The following is a 22,661-nucleotide window of genomic DNA, read 5'->3' as shown; positions in this document are numbered from 1 at the left end:
GTCGTATGGTAAGTCAGCTACATTAATGAATATATTTCATGCTAACAAGATCTTCTTGTAGGACATCTGTTGGAATTTCAAATTCTACAACACCCATGTAACCTGGAGCTACTTCATATTTATCGAAGGAAATCACCAGCTTCCCTTGATCTGAAATATAAAATGACTGATCTGGTTTGATTGTTGTAAATTCCTCCATTAAATCTTCGTCGGCAAGACCAGCGCCTTTCACCCAATACACTTTTTCTTGATTAGATTCTGCAATTTGTGCACGCATTTGCTCTTTGATATTTTCACTAATCGTCTTAATATATTGTTGATCTTTAAAGAGCATCGGTAGTGTAATTAAAATTTCATTTTCTTTATCAATTGTATCGTATTCCATCACCGTAGAAGACGAGGCCACTGTATTCACAACATAACGACCAATCGATAATATTTGCTCATTATCTGTTTTTATTTCAAAGCCACTATCAACGCCTAAATGACCTCCACCATTGGCCTTTAAATCACCAACTTCTGCGATGAACTGATCGTAGAGGGCCTTTCCCTCTGCACGATATTTTTCATTTAATGTATTCGCAAGGTCTTGATTATCTAAATTTTCAATGGATGGAACCTTAATATTGGCATCATAATTATCTTCTGTCACTTCATATTCTGTCCATGTTAATACTTTGACAACACTACCGACAACGGGAATTTCAGAGAGTGTTTTGGCCATTGCCGGACTAACATTTAAGCTAGCAGTAAATAGCATAGCTGCAGCAGCTGAACCAAGTAACCATTGTGGTGTACGGTTTTTTTTCTTTTTTCTGCCTTGCTTCAGTGCCTTTTCAACGACAAAGTCTAGCTCCTTTGGAATAGGAACCTCTATATATTGTTTTTCTAAATCTCGTAATTTTTTATCCATGTGCAGTTTCTCCCTTCACATCTTCTAATTGTATTTTCAATAGTTTTAATGCTTTATAAAGACGCGATTTGGCTGTACTCAACTTGATATCGAGGATGTTCGCCACGTCAGCGAGCTTTAAATCCTCGAAATAGTGAAGAATGACAACCTCACGATACATTTGTGGGAGCTCATCTAATGCATGCTCCAAGTCGACATTTTCATAAACGTCCTCTTGGGCAGGAGTTAAATATTGCAGTGTATCATCATCTGTAACCTGTAAGCGTTTATGCTTACGTAAAAAATCAATGGCTGTACGGACAACTATTTTGTAAAACCAGCTTTTCATATAGGTCACATTTTCAAGTCGATCTAATGACAGCATGGCTTTTTGAATACTGTCCTGTACAACATCTAGTGCGTCCTGTTCATTTTTTGTATAGCTATACGCGAGCAAATAAAATCGCTCTTTTTGTTCACGAATGAATTGGACAAACACCTCTTCATGTTGAAATGCATTTCTTGTTTTCATGTCCAAAGAAGCTCCTTTTTTAACATTGTCAAATTGTATACATGTACTAGACGTGCGAAGGGTGGGAAAAAGTTAATAGCATTAAAAAAAACTTACCCCAATATGAGATAAGTTTTATCCTTCTATAGTTGTGGCATACGTTATGCATAACAGAGTGTTATGAAAAATAGTCATATGTATTTTTCAAGAGTAATAGAATAGTCACAACGATAAATAGTTTACGAACATAACCACTGCCGCGTTTAATGGCAAACTTAGATCCAACAATGGCGCCTGCAATTTGAGCAAGCCCCATTGGTAAACCATAGGCATAATTTATTTGTCCTAAGTATATAAACATAAGAAGGGCTGCTATATTGCTGCCAAAATTTAAAAATTTAGCATTTCCTGCCGATTGTAAAAAATCAAACCCAACCATTAGAAAAGCAAATAATAAAAATGAGCCTGTCCCAGGACCTAAAAAGCCATCATAAAAGCCAATAAGCGTGATGACGATAACAAAAATCATATAGCGTTTGGGTGTTAACTTTTTATAGGTAGTCATACTTCCCCAGTCTTTTTTGAAGATAGTATAGATGGCTACTGCTGCGAGCATGAACAACATGAGTGGCTTAAGTACACTCGGATCCATTAAGTGGACAATCCAAGCACCAAGCATGGAGCCGAAAAAGACAAAAGGGAATAATTTATGCACGGCTTTTATATCTAGTTTACCAGAACGATAAAATGTCACGGTACTAGTAAGTGACCCCATCGTACCTGCTAATTTATTGGTTGCAACTGCAGCAGAGGGGGGAAGGCCAACAAAAAGGAGGGCTGGCAAAGAAATAAGTCCGCCACCACCAACAACAGAATCAATAAATGCTGCTAAGAAACCGAATAGGAGTAGGATGATTAAAATATTTATGTCTAAATCAAAAGGCACAACAAGGTCCTCTCTTTTCTATTGTAATAATCTGATAGTAGCGAACTGAAGATAGGCTGTAAATACTCTTTTAGTATTTTAGAGTAGGGAAGCTTAAAATGACTAGATAGTAAAATGATATAATTTCTACATTATTCAAATAATTTCTACTTAAAGTCGTTATTTTGATGTATTATGTAGAAGATGGTGTTTTTACTTAAAGGGGACGTGATGACATGAGTTTAGGCAATCATATACGCGTTTTTCTCTGTGTTGTGTTTATGGGGGTTCTTGTAGGATATGTCTTTAATGCAAAAAAAGATATAACAGATCATGACTATATTGATCTCGTAAAAGAAGGCTATTTGGAGAATTTTTCAGATGTGACAGTGCGAAATGCGTTTAATTATGCGTTTTTTGAACCATATTGGCGTTATTATCAGGCAAAGACTGGAGAACATGTTGTTGAATTATCAGGGGATATAACGTTTCAAGATGAAAAAGGACATGCGATTTTACAATTTGTTGTTAACGAAGAAACCCAGCAATTTTCTCTTCAAGCGATGAAATTTAATGACGTGGTATTCAATCAGCAACAAAAACAAAAGCTAGTGAGCTTGGTCTATCGAACATGGGAAAATAAACAACTAGCTTATGAGTAAGGTTTTTTATTTTGTAAATCATCCAAACTGTATTACAGTAAAAGAGGGAGCTAAGAGACAGAGAGGATGTTTTAAATGAGATTAAGTATTTTAGATCAAATGCCTATACCTAAGGGTCATTCGGCAGAGGAAGCCTTCCAACGTACAGAACAACTGGCACTGCAAGGTGAAGAACTTGGCTATCATCGTATGTGGCTAGCTGAACACCATAATAGTCAGTCACTAGCAAGTTCAGCTCCCGAAGTGACCGCTGCTTTTTTAGCTGCGAAAACAAAGCGACTTCGCATTGGTACTGGTGGCGTCATGATGATGCATTATTCACCATATAAGCTTGCAGAGGTATTCAAGACATTATCTGGCCTAGCACCAAATCGTATTGACTTTGGTGTAGGGAGAGCCCCTGGTGGCGATCATGCTGCTATTTATGCTTTAGCAGAGGGAAGAAGACAACGCTTCACAGAACAGTACGACAAACTCGACATTATTTTAAAGTTAATGAATAACCAGAAAACAGGTGAACATGTTTATGATCAAGTTGTTGCAGCCCCAGCACAAATTTCTTTACCTGAAGCTTGGTTACTAGGTTCGAGTGGGCAAAGTGCTATGCAGGCTGGTCAACTGGGGGTAGGGTATTCTTATGCTCAATTCTTTACCGGTAATATGTCGAAGGATATTTTTGATGCCTATAAAGCCTATTTTACGCCTTCTTATTATATGGAAAAACCACAAATTATCGTCACATATGCAGCAACTGTTGCACCGACATTAGAAGAAGCGGAATATTTGGCTAAACCAATTGATATTTCTCGTCTTCAACTGATGAAGGGCCAAATTATTCAAACGATGTCACCAGAAGAAGCAAAGGATTATCCACTAACTGAGATGGATAAAATAACGATTGCTAATAATCGTAAAGCGAACCTTGTTGGTACACCAAAGGACATTGCTGCATTTTTAATTGCTGAGCAAGAACACTATGGGTTTGATGAAGTAATGCTAAATTGTAATCAATATGAATTAGACAGTCGTTTAAATACTTATAGATTCCTGGCAGAGGAATTACTATAAAAAAATATACCATCTTTATAATGTTTTAATTAAGATGAAGCTAATTATTAAATCACCTCTTGTTTTTTTAGAGGTGATTTTTTATTGAAAATTTGAGTAGAAATTGTCATGTTGAAAGAAAAAGAAAAACCCGGAAATCATTTTCCGGGTCTGATTACCACTTACTATTTTTGCTCCATGACACACTGCCTCGCTTCCGTATAGATTCTTAAGAAGATCCTAAGAAAACTGTACTTTAGCTTTATTCAGCTTTGATGGTCCTTCAGAGTAATCGATCAATCGCACTCATCGGGTTAACCCTCCTAGTCATCGGATTTATTAAGTGAAATCTTTATTAGTATAGATCAACTATTATTTTTTATACGTCATTTATTATAAATAAAATTAAAATCTTAATTGTATTGAAATGCTCGTCGTTATTCAAATGACTGGGTATGATTTTAATGATTGATAGTTATTTCCATTAATGTGGTTGACTTGAAATGTGTATTAAGCATATAATACATCACAAGAAGTGTATTATGTGCTTAATACATTTTTTTAATATTGGTGTATTAATCTATTAATACATCCTACTTGTTGGCTTTGGAATGACTAATTTTGCAAAACGTACAATCAATCATCATACACAATGTGTATTAAGTAGTTAATACACAAAGATAGGATATAAAGGAGTTGAGTATATTGACTGTAAAGTTTAATAATCGGGATCCGGTTTATGTTCAGGTTATTCGGCACTTGAAGGAACAAATTGCCAAGGGCTATTATGAACCCGGTCAGGAGATTCCCTCAAGAAGGGAATTGGCCAACCAGCTAAAGATTAACCCCAATACAGCACAACGAGCTTATAAGGAAATGGAGGAACAAGGATTGATTTTTACTGAGGGGAATATGCCAAGCTGCATTACGAAAGATGGAGCGGTCCTTAAAAGTGTTCGTGAAGAATTAATTCTGGAAGCGGTCGACTTATTTTTAAGTTCAATTAAATCCATCGATGTGCCGTTAGCTGAAGTGTTGGAACTTGTGAAAAAAAAGCATGATGCCGAAATTGGAGCGGAGGAATCATAATGATCGAAGTAAAAAATGTTACGAAAAAATACGGTAGGATACAGGTTTTAAACGATCTTTCTTTTACCGCTAAAAAAGGCGAAATTACCTGCTTAATTGGAATAAATGGAGTGGGGAAAACAACAATTTTGAAAGCTATAATGGCACTTACTCCGATTAATAGCGGTGACATTTTAATTGATGGGGAAAAAATCCGAAAAGATAGTTTTGATAAAATTTCCTTTATTCCTGACACGATTACGATGTTGCCTCAAATGAAAATTTGTGATGCCATTGCATTCATGGCTGATTTTTATAAAAGCTGGAATTCACATAGGGCAGAGGAGCTACTGAAATTTTTCAAACTAGATCCAGCTGAACGGATTGCTAATTTATCGAAGGGAAATGCAGCTAAGGTAAATATGCTGCTAGGATTATCCATGGATGTGGATTATTTGTTAATGGATGAACCATTCTCTGGTATTGATCTGTTCTCTCGTGAACAGATAGCCGACGTGTTTACAAGCCATTTAATTGAAGAGCGAGGGGTCATTATTACCACTCATGAAATTAGTGATATTGAACATTTGATTGATAAAGCGGTTCTTATTGAAAGTGGTGAAGTAGTAATGGAATTTAACGTGGAGGAAGTACGGGATAATGAAGGGAAATCAGTCGTTGATGTGATGCGGGAGGTGTACCGAGGATGAAAAACTATTTAAAACTTGTCCATTTCGAAGTAAATCGATTTTTTAAATTCTACCTCATTCTTATAGGGTTGACAGCTTTGAGTCAACTCATTGGGGCGATAATCATCTCACAAGGTTATATGAAAAATGCAAAGCAAGTGATGGCTGAACAGCAGTTCTCCATGAATCAATACATTGAGAAACATGGTACTTTTTCTTTTTATCATTTCAAACAATCTGAGTGGTTTCTGTTACCAATCTTTTTGTGTATCACGGTGTTAATAATATATGTTTTTTTCATTTGGTATAGAGATTGGTTTGGAAAAAACACATTTATTTATCGATTATTAATGTTGCCAACAGAAAGAATTACTATTTATTTCGCTAAATTAACAGCCATTATGCTTTTGGTTCTTGGTTTAATTGCTTTCCAAATAGTGTTGATTCTATTTGATAAACAAATCGTAAATAGTGTTATACCAATAGATTTTCAATCTAGTTTTTCAATTTACGATAAAAATAGCCTGGAAATATGGAGTTGGCTCTATCCAAATACATTTCCAGATTTCATCTTGATATATGCAGTTGGGTTACTCTTTGTAGCAGTAGTATTTACTGCCATTTTAATTGAGCGGAGTTACGGATTTAAAGGTATTTTGGGTGCAATTCTGTATGGCTTATTGTCACTTGGAGTCTTTTTTGTGCCAATTTTCTTGGCTAATTTCTATCCAAACTACTTTTACCCAATGGAAATCTTCATACTGGAACTGGTAGCATTCATGATCGTATTAGGAAGTGCTATTTGGTTAGCAAATCATTTGCTAAAGCATAAAATCAGGGTTTAATGGGGGAATGACAATGAAGAAATATTGGCAAACAATTTTGATTGCTGTTATAGTCGTGGGGACAATCGGTTCTTACTATTTCTTACAAGTAGCAATGGCTTCAAATAATGATGTATCCTTTAAAATTGAAACGATCAGCGGAAACAAGGACGAAATCAAAAATCTGACCCTTCAAACAACCTATCAAAGTGGGGTTAATCATCGTTGGTTGTACATATCAAAGGATGGTTCAACTATTCTGAATAAAAGCTCTTTAATTGGCAGTTTGAAAGGAACGAATAAACCTATAATTCAGAAATTTGTTGATCAACACCGTCATTTTATGCGAGGGAAAGAATCGAATTTAAGCCAGTATTTTGAAGACAAAGAACGCCTAATTTACACAGCTTTTCAAAATAATGGACAAAAAGAAATCGGAGATAATTTTTTACCTCTTCAAATTGATATACTTTATAAAAAGACAAATGACAATTCATTCTTTGAAATTGATACGCCTGTACAATCAAGTATTGATTGGATCAAGATAAATGATGTCTACGTCGCTCACGGAAAAATAAAGATACTAGCAACGAATTATCTTTATAATGGTGGGGAAGAGCTGCATATATATACAGTTGATGAGAACAAAAAAGAATTAGAGAAAGACGCTATCATTGCAAAATTAACGTCAGAAGAAATAGTTAACGCAATTCGTGTTTTTAATGCAAACGATACTATCCAAAACCAAGAATATTATTTATATATGGTAGAGAAATTTGGAAAACATAAAGAAAATGGAGAACGAGAAATTACCTCTAGTCAAATTTATCTTTATAACAATGTTACAAATGAACGGGAAGAATGGATTATCCCTGATGAACTAAAACCGTATAGGAAGTCGATGGTTATTCATGGAACGAATATATTCATCCCTGTTTATTCTGCTAATGGTTTAAAGCTAAGCCGCTATTCTATTGAAAAGAAACAATGGGAAGAACCAGTAATGATAAACTATGAAAGGACTGCTAGGGATAATGAGATTCCTTTTTTACAAATAACAGATAGTAAGCTATATTTAGTGAATCGTATGACTGACGGTTATACGTTGTTTATAAATGAACTACGTACGGGTGAATCCTTGTATGAAGGGAAGATCGTCAATGACAAAAAAGAAAATCAAAATCCAGATTATTCACTTAATATTGAACAAATAAATAGCAATCAGTAACATTAGATAAGAATTAGATAGTTAATTTGATTGATTGTCCTTGACAATGCTAATACAGCAATATTTATAATCGTTACAAAAAAATTAAGAAAAGAAATGGGGGATATAATTGGGATGGTTGCTCCTGCTTGCTGTTTTTAGTGGGTTAATTTTATTTATAATTAAAAAGCGCGCATTTACATTTGGTTTATCTCCACAAGCTTTAGAGATTCGACCAATTAAAGGATTAAAAAAGCTAAGTGATCACCTGGAACAATCCCTTAGTAAAAATTTTACTAGGGACAACATTGCATCATAGTCCCAATGTAAATATAGTGCCAGATCCAGATTTACGAGGATTTTTTGATTGGGTGTATGCGGAGCTTTTTTTCATTAGAAATGAGAACATCCATCTTTATAAAGGATTTTTCAGAAATCCTGTACAGCCGGCAATTATTGATGAATTTAAAAATCTACCAGAAAATGAACTAATAGAACTCTATTTTAAAAAAGATACCAACTATATGTCTACTGTTCTCTCTCTTATTTCTTCCATGAAGAAAACAGCTAATAGAGTAAAAGACTATGAGAAAAACGTCATACAGGAAATGCTGAGAAAAGGAAAAACACAGCAAAATTATAACGCCATGCTCATTCCTTTCTTATCTGTTTCTTATTTTCATTATGATGAATTTCAAAGTTACATGAAAATTAGTAGCAATAGCTCATCAAGTTGTACAAGTTGCGGATCAGCTAGCTCCTGTAGTTCTTGCACGTCCGCTAGTTCTTGCTCTAGCTGTGGTGGGGGCGGAGATTAATGTAAAGAACCAATGTAGATAAAAAGAACTCCATTTTGTTTTTTCAAAATGGAGTTTCTCTATTTATATTCCTTTTAAACTCGAGCAGAGCCACTAACAAATGATTGATCTTGATAATACATATTTTTTACAAGAACATTAGAGCCTAAGCATTTTACGGCTGGACAATGGCAGTTAAGCGAAGTCTGATGGGTACATAGGATGAACCTCATGACGTGCACATTTCATCTCATTGATGATTTGGTTATGAATATGTTCTAAGTACGATAAAGTTTTTTTGTTTAACATTGTTTCCGCAGAAACCATTACACCATGTTCTGCAAGCATCTTTGAGTTATCAATCATGCGTTTGAACAAAGCTGCTCGCTGTTCATAAGTCGGTTTTCGCTCCATCATGGCAAAGCCTGTTTCAACGAATTCATCAATTGTACCCCAGTTATGTGAGATATGTAGTACATCTAAATACGGTGCAATCAGTAAATAACGTTCAGGCTCTAATGTTAAGTTGGAATTGATTTGTGTGCGTACGTCTCGTTCATTCGCATATTTCAATAAAGGCAATACATAGTTTTGAACGGACTTCTTAGACATCATCGGTTCTGCCTTTGTTATAAAAAAATATAAAAATAATCCCAAAATTACTGCTACATGTAACTATTTTGATTACGCAAATGCTGTCGTAGAACATTTTTACAACAACTTGAAAAATTTTACTTTCAATACAAATCCTTTATTAAATCCAGAAAATGCTCACTTGATAAATGTTAATGAATTAGAAAAAATTAATGTAAATCATTTCAAAAACATCCACAATAAACAGCTATACACCTGTTAAGGATGGAAAACCTTATGAACACGTATTATTTAAAGATGTTGCATTTTGTACTTGTGGAAGCATTTCAACACGCAAAAAAACAGAACTTCACCAGTTGCTTATTACTGTAAATCGAAATTTAAACGATATAACTTAACTCCGTGTATTACAAAGCAACGCAAGAAATATTAATTGTAGAGAAGATAAAAGAGGATACGAATATAGTTGTCAGAAGTAGAGCGGATGTAAACAAAATAATAAAATAGATTATAATAAAGAGTAAGTTCGATTTCGAGATAATTTATAAATAGACCTTTAAAAATTATTTTATCTGTGCGAAAATTATAAGCATGGAAAGGAAGTTTTTTTATGTTCACAGTACAGAAACCGCATGATGAATGGGAAAGTTACCATGATATTGATAGGTATGGGAATTTAACTTTATCAAATATTGAATTTACTACAACGCATTTATGTAATATGAGATGTTCGCATTGTGCAGTTGGCTACACATTATTAACGAAAGAATTACCAGCAATACCTACAGAAGAAATTATTCGAAAGTTAGATGAGGTCGAAACTTTACGTACAATGAGTTTTACAGGTGGAGAACCTTTAATGACTAAAAAGGGTATAAAAGATAATTTGTTACCACTTTTGAAATATGCTAAGGGTAGGGGGATTAAGACACAAATTAATTCGAACTTAACTTTACCAATGTCTCATTACGAATTAGTTGCTCCTTTTCTAGATGTTATGCATATATCGCATAACTGGTGTGACGAAAAAGAATTTGTTGAAACAGGCTTCGCTATGATGGAAAAGCAACCGTCAATTGAATATAGAGGGAATTTATATCGTAATATTTTCGACAATGCTAGGGAACTTTCAAAAGGTGGAATGTTTGTTTCTGCTGAAACAATGTTAAATCGTAACACTGTCCCACATATGAAGAAAATTCATAATGAAGTGGCTAATGAAATGTTATGTAAACGACATGAGATTCATCCTATGTATTCTAGTGATTTTGCTAGTAATTTAGAGATAATAGAATTAGATGAATATAGAGATGTCGTAAATAATATTCTTGATTTTAGAAACGAAGATATTTGGGTATTATTTGGAACATTGCCATTTTATCCTTGTAGTCAAGATGAGCGAAATTTAGCATTAATCAAGCGAATCAATAGTGAACCAAATACAACAATAAGAAATGATGTTGATGGACGATCAAGAATGAATTTAAATATTTTCACAGGGGATATATCGGTTACAGATTTCTCAGATGATGGTTCGGCTTTTGGAAATATTAAAAATGAATCATTACCTCAAATTTACGAGCGATGGTTAGATTCAAATATTTCTAAATCAATTAATTGTCACTGTCCAGCAGTAAAATGTTTAGGTGCAAATGTAATTGTAAAGAATATGTATTATCCTAATAAAACATTTATTAGTGGTTCAGTTAAATAATGATATTGAAGACCTCCTTTGGAATAACCATTGGAGGTTTTTTGTGATATATATTATTCTACTAAGAATGTTTTTGAAAAATAAAACGTAACTATTGAAAATAAAAAAATAATTGATTTAAAAAACGGTGTAGCTGGATCTAAAGTTTTAGCTAGGGTTTTGACTAATTGTATTAAGAGCTGATTGAAATTTTACTCTAAATACACAAAGATTATAAAAAAGAACAGTAACCATTACGGTTACTGTTTTTATCATTAAATTGTATAATTCAACTAAAAAGATATAATATTCAAATTTTTATTTATACCTTTTGAGAAAGGGGTATTCTATGCTCAATAATATTTATTACAATAAATTTGAATAAATGGAAAAATTACAATATATTTTTGGGGAAAAGAAAATTAAACCTGTTTATAAAAGTGAAGAATTAACTCGTAGATAAAAATGTAATACGAATTGACATATTTAAATAAATCAAAAAAATTATATACTTCTCCATTATTCTCAGTCGACTTTGTATTAAGCCTAATATTATGATTTGGAATCTCTAATTGAAGATTACTATTTATTCTGTACAATATTAAGAAACTGTATATCAGGTTTTGGATCATTTCCATCTTTAAATAAGGAGTATATATCGAATGGCAGTATATACTTATCTAATATTTCCCTTACCCAAGCATTATCTTTTAACTCTTCCAAAGTAAATATAATTTGGTTATTCTCACAAAAATCTTCCCATATATTTTGTAGCTTTTCAATAGCTCTAGCATTCTCCGAAAGATTATTTTTTTGGATTAATCTCAATATAAAAAGTTCAATTCCCCATTTCCCACATAGAGTCTTTGGTAGCCTTGTCCAAAAAGAACTTTCTTATAATAATTCGCGTATCTGAAAAATTTTCAACACATAAAATAGTGGAATTTACCTTGCGTTCAATTTACTAGGGGAACATCAAGAATAAAGCAACTTATATTTAAATTAGCGAATAAAATAAATGTAGAAAAAATTGTTGGTAAACAATATTATACAGGTACTAAAAATAGAGATAGGCAAGTGCAAAGAAAATAGCTAACAATGTTAAATTCAATAAAATATTATGTTAATATAATTAATATTAATAATAGTTTTGGATTCACTAATATAATTATTGATGAACCGTAATTGGGTTATTCAAATTGTTTTAATATCAATGGATTCACGAAAATTTCGTTATCTAAAATATTTTAGGTTGGGGTGTCGAATTATATTTTCTTGTTTATTTTTTTATCCTTTGTGCTGTTACAGCTGCTTCAATTTCTCCGATTCCCCAAATGAGTTGAAGGTACTTCTTTAAATGAAGACGTTGTAATTCTATCTAGAGCTGGTCTTTCTTTTCATGGAATCCTCAATTGTGCTAACTCTGTCTCTATGAAAAAATCCGTATTTTGATTGTTTAAAAATAACCCTGTATTTGTTAAAAGGTTCATATGAGCCTCTGCAGTAGCTGTTTCTGGGTATATAAGACGAATTGTTCGTGCATCTTGATTAGTCATTTGTTGTATTAGCATTTGGACATGATTGAATTATACGTCTGCTCGATACTTCACGATACCTTGGTCAACAGTATCTATTGCACCTGAAGGCTTCGGTTCTACTGGATTTACCAGCTGTGGTACCGATGTTGTTTCCACTTTAGACATATTAAGTTTTTTAATTATTAAGTTATAATGTTTAAAAAGAGGATATAATTAACAAATGAGTATTATGGAGAGTAGGCAAATAAAGTACCTAAGAATTATCACTTTTTGCTCTTTATAATATTATCAAGACTTTAATAATAAATAGAATGGAGTGATATTGTAATGTCATGGTTAACAATTGTTGGATTTTTTTTACTCTTTATAATATTTATAACTTGCGGTACTTACTTATTACTTAAAAATAAAAAGGAAAAAAATGTGCATAATAATATATTAGGTTTTATTTTTTTATTAGTAGGGATAATCCTATTAATATTAAATTTATTATTTTTGCTCGATTAATAACTTGAAAATATTACCTAATACTATATATATAACCAAATATATGTTAACCTGGGAATATGGGGGAAATTAATAAAAGATAGGAGTGTGGGGTGGTGTGAGGAATTTAACTATTCCCTAAATAACTTGAATGGAGAATAAAAAATGAAAAAAATTATTAGAAGTTTAGTTCTTGTAATTACTGCTGTACTTGTATTTTCAAATTTCGCTCCAATTCTTGCAAATGCTAAAGAAATGGAAAAGAACAACTTCCTAGCTACATCAAAACAAATAATTGATAATTCGGACTTCAATTCAGAATTAGGTATGGTTGATAAGGAAGCAATTGAATACCTTGATAGCCTTCAAATAAATGTAATTGAAGATAATGAAAATTTTAGAATAGTAGAGTCAATTGAAAATGGCAAACCGATGGTAGCAACATTTGATAAGAATTCTAATGTTCTAACTACTCAAATTAAGGGCGATGATTCATCTAAATTAGTAATAGATTTGAATGAACTTGCAGCTTTAGAAGAGTCAATGAAAGAACAGACATCTGGTGATATTAGTGCTTTCGCATCTTCGTTGAAACAAGATACTTTCACAAACTATGAATATACTATCGAATTTACTTCACCTGAATCATGGCAATTACGCAGACCGAATCCTGATAATCCAATAAATTGGTTGTATAAAGATGTAAAGAAAACAACTAGTAACACTACTAACCTAGGAAATTTTAAAAATGCTGTAAACGATTTAAATGATTATGAATGGAAGTATATTGGTGCAGCATCTGGAGCAGGCATATTAGCTATAGCTGCGCTAATTGTTGGTGCTATAAACGGAGGAGCAGGTATTGCTGTCGGATTAGCAGCAGCTGGAGTAACTGGTGCTGCTTACAATTATGCAATATCAATGAATAGAGCAGCAAAAGACGCTCATTATTATTACTTCCAGGTTTAAGATTTTACGTACCACTAATGAGAGTAATATAGTAATATTTTAATTAAATTAATAAAGAGGTTTAAATGGGTTGGGACAAAACCCATCTCTAAATTAGAAAAGCCTGTGAATTTTTACGAACAGTAAAAATTCACAGGCTTTAAATTTTTTATCTGAAACTATTAGAAAATGGAAATTAAAGATTTATAATGTTTTATATATCGAAGAAGGGGATAAAGAACAAAAACAATGGAAAACAATAATAAATTGAACACTAATCACCCAAATAATATCAGGATTGCATGTATTAGTAAATGTAGCTATAATCTTTTCTTTCATGGTATAGTGACTTTACAAAGTAAATTCTCCTTCTCTCACTTTGATTATCCGCAAGTATCAATTAAAACCCTCATGCACAAAATTCTTTAATTCACCATATTACTCCCTAATTAATTTTGTTTTGAGTAAATCCTCAAAATATAAACTTAGGAATTTTCCAATAACCATTATTAATAAAGAAGTACCATATAAGACAATTAAAACAACAATAAGTTCCTAAATAAAACCAAAATACGTCAGATAAGGTCGTCATCTTTCGTACATCTTCCTTTCTAGCATTCTATTGTCTCATATTCATCGATAATTTCAAATATGAAATTACAGAACGGGCTATTTTAGGACTAGATGAACATTTTTTTACTTAATTAAGGAAAACTCCGCTGTTTCACATATTTAGAAACAAGAAATGTAAAACGTATACATGTCCTAATATTCTGGAAAATATTCATTAAAGGACATTTTGCTGTTATTTTTCTAAAAAAACGTTATCATGAATAGAGGAATTAGTCACAATGCATCAAAGAAAGTGGGAACGGACATGACGAAATATGAAATACTATTGTTTGACGTGGACGATACGTTACTAGATTTTGATCTAGCTGAAAATGCAGCACTTGACCGCATGTTTAAAGAGGAAAACATAGCAGTTACTCAAGAGATGATTGCGCGATATAAAGAAATTAATGAGTCCATGTGGCGTGCGTTTGAGCGTGGGGAAATAACAAAAAATACATTACATAATACGCGATTTGCTGTTGCCTTAAAGGAATTTGGTATAGAAGTCGATGGAGCCTACTTTGAAACACTTTTCCAAAAATATTTGTGTGAGGCCCACCATTATGTAGAAGGTGCCTATGAGGTGATTGCCCAGCTTGCCGACCACTATCATTTATATGTGGTGTCAAATGGTGTCACGGCTACACAGAATAAACGGCTTGTGGATGCTAAGCTAGCACCACATTTTAAAGACATTTTTATTTCGGAGCAAACAGGCTATCAAAAGCCTATGCCAGCATTTTTCGATTACGTTTTTGAACGGATTGATGATTTTGATAAAGATAAAACGCTGATTATTGGAGACTCGTTGACATCCGATATAAAGGGTGGTTTACAATCAGGTATCGACACATGCTGGTTTAATATCCGTAATATCGAAAACACAAGTGAAATTAAGCCACTTTATGAAATTAACAAATTACACGACCTACATGAATTATTGAATAAACAGCTAGTTTAGTATTCGGTTTTAGAAATAAACGTATAAAGCAATAACATTAAATAAAATATCAATGGTACAGTAGTAATTAGGAAATGAAAATCCTGAAAAATTTACACGCATAACATTGTAAAAAAACAATCGTATGCGTGTATTTTTCTCTCTAATCACAAAGTGTAAATCTGTATTCAGCACTCTTTTTATACCACATTTCATATAAATGACATTTTTACTGAGTTAGAAAAAGTCCAATTTTTCTTTAAAAGAGAAATTGGACTTAGTTATTATTGTCGAGATGTAGTTGTTTGAATAGTAAATTTTGAGACATTTTCCTGCATTTTATTAGCTAACTTATCTAATTCTTCACTGGAATGGGCAATTTCATAAAGGGAGTTTGTTTGATTCTGTAGATAGGCGGCAGCTTCTTCTGTACCAGCTGCATTTTCTTCAGATATGGCAGATAAGTGTTGTAGAATATCTATTACTCCATTTTTCTTGTCATCCATATTATTGCCTATTTTATATAAATCCTCAATAACCGTTTGTATTTTTTCAATAGAAACTGCCACATCTTCAAATTTGCCATTTGTAGTTGCAACACTTTTAGCTTGCGAAGTGACAAGGTTGCTCATTTCTTGCATTGTTTGAACGGCATGTCCAGTTTTTTCTGTTAAATCTCCTATAACTGTGGCAATTTCCTTAGTAAATTGATTGGATTGTTCAGCCAACTTTCGTATTTCGTCCGCAACAACAGCAAACCCTTTTCCTGCTTCGCCGGCCCTCGATGCTTCAATAGCCGCATTTAAGGCTAGTAGATTCGTTTGTTCTGAAATTGTTCTGATCATCTGGCTTGCATTTTGAATTTTCCCAGAACTTTCGTTAGTCGTGAGAACGATAGCATAAATTTCTTTTGCTGCAATATTATTTTCTTCTGTTTTAGCAACAAGCTCTTCTAATATGAGTAAGCTTTCATCTTTAGCATTGCTTACTTCATCGACAAATAGAGTCAACTGTTGTAAATAATTCTGATTATTTTCGATTAATTCTCCGAGCTCGCCAATATTTGCAGTCCCAAATTCAGTATCTTTTGCTTGTTCCACAGCACCCTTAGCGATGTCTTCAACTGCAGATGATAAATCCTTTGACGACGCTAAAGAAATACTTGTAGCATCTTTAAGTTCTTCTGATGATGTAGTAACCTTATTCGAAGTAAGACTGATTTCAGTAAGCAAATCAACAAAATTATTCTGCATCTCGTTTAATGCATATGTAAGTTTGCCTATTTCGTCATTTCTTCTTACATACTTTGGATCGATTAACTCAGTAAATTCTCCTTTTCCCATTTCATGGCATTTATCAACTGCTAACAGCAAAGGTTTGAACATTTTATTTAAAATAATAATCATTAGGACGATGATGATGATACAACCAATACCAACTGTCATCAATTCTTTTATTAAAATTCCATTCGTTGCCTCAGTAATATCGCCCTCAAAAATACCTACATCCATAGAACCGTAAAGCGTATTATCTAGATAAATCGGTACCATTATATCGAACGTCCAATTTTTCTGCATATCCGCATAAAATCTACTCGTCATCGTTTTCCCGTTTTTTGCTCCATCTACAGAGTAGGGGTCATCTTCATAATTTTTACCTATTTTCTCTTGATCACTATGAGCTATTGCCGTAACGTTTTTATCGATGATAACTGCATAGGCTATTCCATTTTGTTTTACTTTGTTTTCAACAAAATTTTGCAATTCCACTGTAGGATTAGAGGTCGAATCTAGAATATTCTCCGCTTGACGGGCAATTTCATTGACCTGTTGAATACTCTTTTCCAATAGGGCATCTGAAACATTTTCTTCCACTATTTTAATATTCAAATAGGAACTAATGCTAATGATTGAAATAAACAGCAAAAGTGATATTCCGATAATACGATTTTTTAAGCTTCCTTTTCTGACTTTAGAATTTTTCCAGTGTTGACTCATAGATGTTACCCCCTTCTTTTTAATTATTTCTACGTTTCAATCTATTATAGTTCTATAGTTGCATTTATTCAATCCTTTTTAAGTAAAAAGTATTACTTAGGAGCTTTTTTTCATTTAGTAGTATGCCAAATGTTGTGTTTTGTTAGGTGTCTCATTTTAAACACTACAAAAAATCATTAGGACAAGGAGGTGTTTTTAGTTATAGACAAAGGTATAAAAAATAAGGGAAAAGGCAAAACCTTTTATGAGACTAGTTTCCATGAAAGGGGAAATCTTCGATGAATATGGTTCTAACTGCTAATAAACGTCAAAAAGGGCGTCATTCTTCCTTAACTGAGCTTCGACTAAATGGGGCTATTCCTGGTGTTGTTTACGGTTTTCAAATGGAGCCGACAGCCATTACGTTAGATGCTAGAGCTTTTGCGAAAATATTAGCTGCTCATGGTACGAAAAGTGTATTTCAACTCGATGTGGAAGGACAACGCATCAATGCTGTTCTAACAGAAGTGCAGCGGTGTGCCTTAAAAGGTAATGTGAAACATGTTGATTTCAAGTCGATCAATATGTCGCAGGAGCTAGAAGTGGATATTCCAGTAACCGTGATCGGTGATGCTGTAGGAGTTGCAGAAGGAGGCTTCCTGCTTCAGCCTAATCGTGAGGTTCGCATTAAAGTGAAGCCAACTGAAATTCCAGAAACTATTGAAATAGATGCCACGAATGTTGCGATTGGATCTTCCCTTTATGTGGGAGATATTCGTCAACAGTTTCCTTTTGAGATTTTACATGAAGATGACTATACACTGGTGACCATCACACCACCAGCTGCTGAAAATGTGCAGGAAGATGATACAGTCGACGATACACCTGAAGTGATTGAAGCAACAGGGCAAAATACGGATGAACCAAGAGGATAGAGCAAAGAGGAGCCATCTTACACTAAGTAAGTGGCTCCTTGCCGTTTATTGACTAAACTGCTGTATCGATTTTCGATAACGATAATACAGGGTGATGTAAATACCACAAGTAGTTAAAAATAGCCATGGGGGGATAAAGCGCATGATGGCAAAGGGTGTTTCAAATAAAAATGCAAAAAGAAAAGCAAACCCTTCTTTTTCCCATAAACCAGGCGTAAAATAAGCATTTTTTATACTGAACAAGGAGGAGAAACTATCATTAGCATCAAAAATCATTAAGAAAATAAATGAGAGTATGGCCCAGTTGCTTGCATGTTTCATTAACCGTTTATACTTCGCAATGTGGGAATCATGATCTGAAAATAAATCATCATGGCCATCTTTTCTTTTTACCCAATAATGAGTGCCATCATATGATTTCACTTTTAATAAGCGCCATCCAAAATCCTCATGTAATTGCTTATAGGTAACTTGCTTTTCTCCGCGAAGGTCCTGCTGACAATCGATTCGAATAACTTGTTCAAAATCTTCTGTTTGTTGAAATGTATATAAACCAGCAGAGTTTATGTTGGAGCATACCCAGCCCTTGGTTAACATTTCATTTAACCATCGCTCTTCCTTTTCAATATCAAAAAAGACTTTAAACTTTATCATGTTTGTCAGCTCCCTCATATAAAGATAAAATTCGCTGCAATCTTTGTTGCTCTGCAGCTAATATGTCTAGACCCTCTTCTGTTGTTTGATAAACCTTACGCCTTGTATCCTGGGTTTCAACTGGCGCAATCCAATGATACTTCAATAAATTTTCAATAGCGCCGTACATAGTACCAGCTGCAATTCTTACACTACCAGCACTCATTTCCTCGATTTTTTGCATCATTGCATAGCCATGTAACGGTTCCCGTAAGGCGAGTAAAATATAATGCATCGTTTCGGATAAAGGTAATAATTTATGTTTTTTCACATTTTCACCTCAATATATACAGTCGAACTATATAGTTTGATTATATATAGTTCAACTGTATATAGCAACTGTATAAAAAAAGACAATGCCATTTTGCATTGTCTTGTAAGCTTATATGACAGCGCTCTTAACGCCAGTCCATCTCATAAATAATTTTTCGTTATATGATAGGGCAAATTGTACGATGGGTCCAAGTCCAAATGCCATAAACACTGTACCGATGCCAATCGGACCGCCAAGAAGGAAGCCTATAATGGCGACCGTTACTTCCATCGTCGTACGAGAACGAGTAACGCTCCAGCCAAGTTTATGAACCATCATCAGCATTAAGGTATCACGAGGCCCAATGCCTAAATTTGCCACCATATACATACCACAGCCCCAACCTAGTAAAACTAATCCTGTTAGGTAAGAAACAAGTTGCATCCAAAAACCATCAATATCAGGAAGCCAATAATTAAAAATATCAATAAAAATGCCGGCTAAAAACATATCGATAAATGTTCCTGGTAATGGAAATTTTTTTGTGATCAGCATATCAAACGCTAAAATAGCAAGTCCTAAAATAATGGACCATGTACCGATTGTTAACCCCAACGTTTTTGTTAAGCCAATATGTAGGACATCCCAAGAGCCGACGCCAAAAAGTTGCCCTTTAATTGTTAATGTGATGCCAAAAGATAGCACGATAATGCCTGTTATGAAAAACAAACAGCGCGTAAAAAAAGCTTGTTTCATTTTTAACCCTCATTCATCCGTAAATTCCTGTTGTCCATCCAATTATTATAGCAATAGTTTTTCGATATGCCCGAAGATTGTCATTTCACATTTTTCAAAAAAAGGCGGTTTAGCTTTTTTATGAGAGGGCAAAATAAAGATGTAGATGAAAGGATGGGATGAAATGACATCTGTACGCGATGAAATTTTAGAAGTATTGAATCGAGAAAAGATTGGAACGATGGCTACTGTTGAAAATGGCAAACCTTACTCCCGCTACATGACGTTCCAGCATGAGGACTTTGTGTTATATACAGCGACGAATAAGCATTCTGAGAAAATGGAAGAGCTTCGTAAAAATCCATATACCCATATTTTATACGGCTATGAAAATGGCGGCTTTGGGGATACGTATGTGGAAATTGAGGGCAAGCTTACGGAGGTACAGGAAGAAGGCTTAAAAAATAAACTAGCAGAAATTTTTACTAGTATTTTTGTTGGCAATCAGGACGAAATGGTGACATTAAAAATTGAGCCCATTCGTATGCGTTTGATGAATAAAAAAGGTCAGCCCCCTAAAGAGCTAGAGTTTACGAACGACCATTAATCAATGGTCGTTTTTTACTGACGTCATGATAAATAGTTGCATTCACGGGCATTTTTTTGGCATGATAGTTCTTAAAAGAAAAAGGAGTATAGGCGATGTCGACAAAATTACAGCAGTTAACGCAAAATATCTTATCATCACAAGGAAAAATAGAGGCAGATTTTATTCTGAGAAATGCACAAGTTGCAGATGTTTTTTCATTAACGTGGAAAAAAGCAGATATTGTTGTGAAAAATGGCATGATTGTAGCAATTGATCGCAATCATACATTTCATGCAAAAGAAGAAGAGGATGCTACAGGAAGCTATGTCATTCCTGGATTAATTGATGGTCATATACATATTGAATCTTCCATGTTAACACCAGGGGAGTTTAGTCGGGTGCTCATTCCTCATGGTATTACAACGGTCATTACAGACCCACATGAAATTGCCAATGTCGCAGGGGCAGAGGGCATTCAATTTATGCTTGATGATGCTCAAAAGGCGGATATGGATATTTTTGTGATGCTGCCATCTAGTGTGCCAGGTACCCAGTTTGAAAATGCAGGTGCTACACTAACAGCAGAAGATTTAGAGCCGTTCTTGACACATCAACAAGTTCGCGGCTTAGCAGAGGTGATGGATTTTCCAGCCGTATTAAATGGGGAACAGGGCATGCTGCAAAAAATTGTATTAACACAGCAAGCCAATCTCGTTATAGATGGACATTGTGCGGGCTTACAAAGCACACAAATTACAGGCTATCGTGCTGCGGGTATTCAGACAGATCATGAATGTGTGACTGCACTGGAGGCCATCGACCGTGTGGAGCAGGGCATGTATGTCCTTATTCGTGAAGGCTCAGCGGCGAAAAACTTACGTGATTTATTGCCAGCAGTTCAACCACACAATGCTCGTCGTTTTGGTTTTTGTACGGATGACAAATATGTAGACGAGTTAATGGATGAAGGAAGCATCAACTATGATGTGGCTATGGCAATAGCAGAAGGGATGTCACCATTACAAGCGATCCAGCTGGCAACTGTTAATACAGCAGAGTGCTATCGTTTATTTGATCGTGGGGTACTTGCACCAGGCTATAAGGCTGATTTTGTGCTTGTGGAGGATCTAACGAGTATGCAGGCCAAAGCAGTTTGGAAAAATGGTCGGAAAGTGGCTGAAAATGGAGCAATGTTGACAAGTCGTCAAGAGCCAGTTGTTCCTGCTCATATCCATCAATCTGTCCATTTACCAACTGTTACAAAGGATATGCTCCAACTGTCATTCACAAAGGGAACGAAGGCAAATGTCATGGAAATTGTGCCAAATCAGCTGATTACCAATCATTTAGTGATCGATGTGCCTGTCAAGGAGGGCGTTTTTGTACCTTCTGTAGAGCAAGACCTACTGAAATTAGCTGTCATAGAACGTCACCATCATTTGCATACGACAGGCTTAGGGATTGTTAAGGGATTCGGTTTACAAAAAGGGGCAGTAGCGACTACAGTAGCACATGATTCACATAACGCCCTTGTCGTCGGTACAAATGATGATGATATGGTTCTGGCACTTTCGCGTATTCAGGAAATCCAAGGAGGCTTTGTAATTGTAGCGGATGGCAAGATATTAGCAGAAATGCCGTTAACAATTGGTGGCTTAATGACAGATGTACCAGCACAGCAAGCTAAAGAACAGCTAGCTAGCTTGCACAGTGCCCTGCAGACCCTCAACCCAACATTAGATTTTCATTTTCTACTGACATTTTCATTTGTTGCATTACCAGTCATTCCTGCACTAAAGCTAACAGATACAGGATTATTTGATGTGACAACTTTCCAGCATATTTCTATAGAAGCTTAGACGAGAAAACGACCTAATTGCAGCGAGCGATTAGGTCGTTTGTTATTTTTTATAATTAGATAAATGTGTTTTGATACTCCTCTTTATTTTAGGTAGTTAAACAACGAGTCTTCTATAAGAGAAAAATCTGTTTACATCGTGCAATTTGCGACAAAAGAACACGAGAGAGACTATATCTTTAGAGT

The 22,661-nt window shown here is 34.4% G+C and carries 21 protein-coding genes and 1 pseudogene; 13 read left to right on the top strand and 9 right to left on the bottom strand.

Going from position 1 to position 22,661, the window contains the following annotated elements:
• Positions 1-22: 22 nt before the first annotated feature.
• The 3 genes from OU989_RS13120 to OU989_RS13110 form a co-directional block, all read right to left on the bottom strand.
• A complete protein-coding gene (locus tag OU989_RS13120) occupies positions 23-913 on the bottom strand; it encodes an anti-sigma-V factor RsiV (RefSeq protein WP_274793485.1) in 891 nt (296 codons plus the stop codon).
• Positions 906-1,424, bottom strand: coding sequence for an RNA polymerase sigma factor SigV (locus tag OU989_RS13115; RefSeq protein WP_155594023.1), 519 nt, complete (start codon positions 1,422-1,424; stop codon positions 906-908). Before OU989_RS13115 ends, OU989_RS13120 begins: the two co-directional genes overlap by 8 nt.
• 157 nt (positions 1,425-1,581) lie before the next feature.
• Positions 1,582-2,349 (bottom strand): TSUP family transporter, encoded by a 768-nt coding sequence (locus tag OU989_RS13110; protein WP_274793484.1) that lies wholly within the window; start codon positions 2,347-2,349, stop codon positions 1,582-1,584.
• A gap of 215 nt (positions 2,350-2,564) precedes the next feature.
• Between OU989_RS13110 and OU989_RS13105 the strand changes: the two genes are divergently transcribed.
• The 7 genes from OU989_RS13105 (at position 2,565) to OU989_RS13075 (ending at position 8,643) form a co-directional block, all read left to right on the top strand.
• Positions 2,565-2,990 (top strand): hypothetical protein, encoded by a 426-nt coding sequence (locus OU989_RS13105; RefSeq protein WP_274793483.1) that lies wholly within the window; start codon positions 2,565-2,567, stop codon positions 2,988-2,990.
• A gap of 75 nt (positions 2,991-3,065) precedes the next feature.
• Positions 3,066-4,058, top strand: a complete 993-nt coding sequence (locus OU989_RS13100) for an LLM class flavin-dependent oxidoreductase (RefSeq protein WP_274793482.1) — start codon at positions 3,066-3,068, stop codon at positions 4,056-4,058.
• 684 nt (positions 4,059-4,742) lie between these two features.
• Positions 4,743-5,126, top strand: coding sequence for a GntR family transcriptional regulator (locus OU989_RS13095; protein WP_274793481.1), 384 nt, complete (start codon positions 4,743-4,745; stop codon positions 5,124-5,126).
• Positions 5,126-5,815 carry an ABC transporter ATP-binding protein gene (locus tag OU989_RS13090; protein WP_274793480.1) on the top strand — a complete coding sequence of 230 codons (690 nt, stop codon included), beginning with the start codon at positions 5,126-5,128 and terminating at the stop codon, positions 5,813-5,815. Before OU989_RS13095 ends, OU989_RS13090 begins: the two co-directional genes overlap by 1 nt.
• A complete protein-coding gene (locus OU989_RS13085; RefSeq protein WP_274793479.1) occupies positions 5,812-6,639 on the top strand; it encodes a hypothetical protein in 828 nt (275 codons plus the stop codon). The genes OU989_RS13090 and OU989_RS13085 overlap by 4 nt, the downstream gene beginning before the upstream one ends.
• 13 nt (positions 6,640-6,652) lie before the next feature.
• A complete protein-coding gene (locus tag OU989_RS13080) occupies positions 6,653-7,846 on the top strand; it encodes a hypothetical protein (RefSeq protein WP_274793478.1) in 1,194 nt (397 codons plus the stop codon).
• Positions 7,847-8,085: 239 nt separating this feature from the next.
• Entirely contained in the window at positions 8,086-8,643 is a 558-nt protein-coding gene (locus OU989_RS13075; protein WP_274793477.1) for a hypothetical protein, read from the top strand.
• 74 nt (positions 8,644-8,717) lie between these two features.
• Here the strand turns inward: OU989_RS13075 and OU989_RS23740 are convergent, their stop codons facing one another.
• Together OU989_RS23740 and OU989_RS13070 are read right to left on the bottom strand one after the other, a co-directional pair.
• Positions 8,718-8,855: a hypothetical protein gene (locus OU989_RS23740; protein WP_396631752.1), complete on the bottom strand. Its 138-nt coding sequence runs from the start codon at positions 8,853-8,855 to the stop codon at positions 8,718-8,720.
• Positions 8,821-9,255: pseudogene (locus tag OU989_RS13070) on the bottom strand (radical SAM/CxCxxxxC motif protein YfkAB); the annotation flags it as partial. The gene OU989_RS23740 and the pseudogene OU989_RS13070, both read right to left, overlap by 35 nt.
• A gap of 571 nt (positions 9,256-9,826) precedes the next feature.
• On the opposite strand from OU989_RS13070, the gene yfkAB reads away from it, so the two are divergent.
• From yfkAB to OU989_RS13055, 3 genes are all read left to right on the top strand, one after another.
• On the top strand, positions 9,827-10,930 hold the full coding sequence (yfkAB, locus tag OU989_RS13065; RefSeq protein ID WP_274793476.1) for a radical SAM/CxCxxxxC motif protein YfkAB: 1,104 nt from the start codon (positions 9,827-9,829) through the stop codon (positions 10,928-10,930).
• Positions 10,931-13,098: 2,168 nt separating this feature from the next.
• Positions 13,099-13,902: a geobacillin-26 family protein gene (locus OU989_RS13060; RefSeq protein WP_274793475.1), complete on the top strand. Its 804-nt coding sequence runs from the start codon at positions 13,099-13,101 to the stop codon at positions 13,900-13,902.
• 856 nt (positions 13,903-14,758) lie between these two features.
• Positions 14,759-15,457 (top strand): YjjG family noncanonical pyrimidine nucleotidase, encoded by a 699-nt coding sequence (locus tag OU989_RS13055; RefSeq protein ID WP_274793474.1) that lies wholly within the window; start codon positions 14,759-14,761, stop codon positions 15,455-15,457.
• Between the two features lie 263 nt (positions 15,458-15,720).
• On the opposite strand, the gene OU989_RS13050 is transcribed toward OU989_RS13055, so the two are convergent.
• The gene (locus OU989_RS13050) at positions 15,721-17,433 is read right to left on the bottom strand and encodes a methyl-accepting chemotaxis protein (RefSeq protein WP_274793473.1); all 1,713 of its coding nucleotides are present in this window, start codon (positions 17,431-17,433) and stop codon (positions 15,721-15,723) included.
• A 278-nt stretch (positions 17,434-17,711) separates the two neighbouring features.
• Here OU989_RS13050 and OU989_RS13045 point away from each other — a divergent pair, with 278 nt between their 5' ends.
• Complete coding sequence (locus tag OU989_RS13045; protein WP_274793472.1) at positions 17,712-18,347, top strand: 50S ribosomal protein L25/general stress protein Ctc; 636 nt, start codon at positions 17,712-17,714, stop codon at positions 18,345-18,347.
• A gap of 45 nt (positions 18,348-18,392) precedes the next feature.
• Here the strand turns inward: OU989_RS13045 and OU989_RS13040 are convergent, their stop codons facing one another.
• From OU989_RS13040 to OU989_RS13030, 3 genes are all read right to left on the bottom strand, one after another.
• A complete protein-coding gene (locus OU989_RS13040) occupies positions 18,393-19,001 on the bottom strand; it encodes a DUF2812 domain-containing protein (RefSeq protein ID WP_274793471.1) in 609 nt (202 codons plus the stop codon).
• Positions 18,988-19,275: a PadR family transcriptional regulator gene (locus tag OU989_RS13035; RefSeq protein ID WP_274797344.1), complete on the bottom strand. Its 288-nt coding sequence runs from the start codon at positions 19,273-19,275 to the stop codon at positions 18,988-18,990. The genes OU989_RS13040 and OU989_RS13035 overlap by 14 nt, the downstream gene beginning before the upstream one ends.
• Before the next feature lie 147 nt (positions 19,276-19,422).
• Positions 19,423-20,049 carry a YczE/YyaS/YitT family protein gene (locus OU989_RS13030; protein ID WP_274793470.1) on the bottom strand — a complete coding sequence of 209 codons (627 nt, stop codon included), beginning with the start codon at positions 20,047-20,049 and terminating at the stop codon, positions 19,423-19,425.
• 163 nt (positions 20,050-20,212) lie between these two features.
• Here OU989_RS13030 and OU989_RS13025 point away from each other — a divergent pair, with 163 nt between their 5' ends.
• Both OU989_RS13025 and ade read left to right on the top strand, forming a co-directional pair.
• Positions 20,213-20,635, top strand: a complete 423-nt coding sequence (locus tag OU989_RS13025; RefSeq protein ID WP_274793469.1) for a pyridoxamine 5'-phosphate oxidase family protein — start codon at positions 20,213-20,215, stop codon at positions 20,633-20,635.
• 95 nt (positions 20,636-20,730) lie between these two features.
• Positions 20,731-22,476 (top strand): adenine deaminase, encoded by a 1,746-nt coding sequence (gene ade, locus OU989_RS13020; RefSeq protein ID WP_274793468.1) that lies wholly within the window; start codon positions 20,731-20,733, stop codon positions 22,474-22,476.
• Positions 22,477-22,661 lie beyond the last annotated feature (185 nt).

Origin of the sequence: Lysinibacillus irui (genome assembly GCF_028877475.1) — a bacterium.
In the GTDB taxonomy this organism is placed as follows: Bacteria; Bacillota; Bacilli; order Bacillales_A; family Planococcaceae; genus Lysinibacillus; species Lysinibacillus irui.
This window is presented reverse-complemented; position numbering and strand designations above follow the sequence as displayed.